The following is a 1,224-nucleotide window of genomic DNA, read 5'->3' as shown; positions in this document are numbered from 1 at the left end:
ATTGGTTTGGATGTTGGTAGCATATTCAACTTGCGATTGCAAGAAGTAAAAAGGTGATTCATTGAGTTTGGAGAAGGTCGGAAGTGATTCCGGCCTTTTTCTGTTGGTGCCAATAGGGGTTTTTTATTGTTTCATGTCTTATTCATATATGTCGTTCGATTATTTTATCAAAATAAAAAGTATATGAAAAGAGTTGTATTATTTGCGATGGTGTTAATGTTGGGTGTAATATCGGTACAAGCCCAGTGGTCGGTAGTTCCGGAAGCGGGTATGACAGTGATGAAGGCGGGTCCAATGGTTGATTGGAAACCGAGTTGGAAGATTGGGGTAGGAGTGGAATATCAGTTGAAGCCGGAATTTCTCTCTCTGAAGTCTGGTTTGTATTATACGCAAAGGGGATATAGTAATGACAAATTTCCCGGATATGGATATGGGTGTTATTGGTGGGCAGTGCCGGGACCTACTTATGATCCGTATGGATATGCGTATGATTACTCAAATAAGGTGACACGAAATTTCTTGCAATTACCGATTATGGCTAATTTCTCATTCAAATTAGCTGAGGATATTCGTTTGAATGTTGGAGTAGGCCCTTATATAGCCGTAAGCGTATTGGATAAAGGAATGTTCGGGGGATGGTCTGTCGCTTCGGAAGAATCCGCTAAGTTTTATACCCATGATCCCTGTGAAGGGCTTCGTGCTTTTGATTGGGGTATAAGTGCCACTGTAGGTGTGGAAATAAAACAATGCTTTATCAATTTTGGCTATGATGTATCGTTAGGTAAAGAGTATAAGGGAGGATCGATCGAGGCGAATTACCATACTTTGGCTCTTACCGCAGGATATAAGTTTAAATTGGGTAAATAGAAACCCAAGTTCTATAGTAAGTCTTCCTGCTGATCGTTTAAATATAGATTCTATCTATATATGTATAGGAATTATCTGTTTGATAGTTATTTATATTTGCCATATCTTTGCAATATAAGAAAAACGAAAAGTATAACAATTAAAAAATAGCAGTATGAAAACATTAGATTATCTTCATTTAGATGCGTCAGCGGTAAGTAACGTAGTAGCAAGCTTGAAACAATTATTGGCGGATTACCAAGTATTCTATACGAACCTTCGTGGTTTCCACTGGAATATTAAGGGACACGGTTTCTTCGTTCTTCATGGTAAATTCGAGGATATGTACAACAACGCTGCCGAGAAGGTTGACGAGTT

2 protein-coding genes are annotated in these 1,224 nt (G+C 38.5%); both read left to right on the top strand.

The genetic code is table 11. The features are described 5' to 3' along the window. Positions 1 to 183 precede the first annotated feature (183 nt). Positions 184 to 867, top strand: a complete 684-nt coding sequence (locus D7V92_RS21835; protein WP_034531327.1) for an outer membrane beta-barrel protein — start codon at positions 184 to 186, stop codon at positions 865 to 867. A 154-nt stretch (positions 868 to 1,021) separates the two neighbouring features. Next, positions 1,022 to 1,224: Dps family protein (locus D7V92_RS21830; protein ID WP_147441543.1), on the top strand; the 203-nt coding region annotated here is incomplete at its 3' end.

The organism is Parabacteroides sp. CH2-D42-20, from assembly GCF_003670185.1.
GTDB classification, from domain to species: Bacteria; Bacteroidota; Bacteroidia; order Bacteroidales; family Tannerellaceae; genus Parabacteroides; species Parabacteroides distasonis.
Note: the sequence above shows the minus strand (reverse complement) of the source record. Positions and strands in the feature narration are given on the sequence as shown.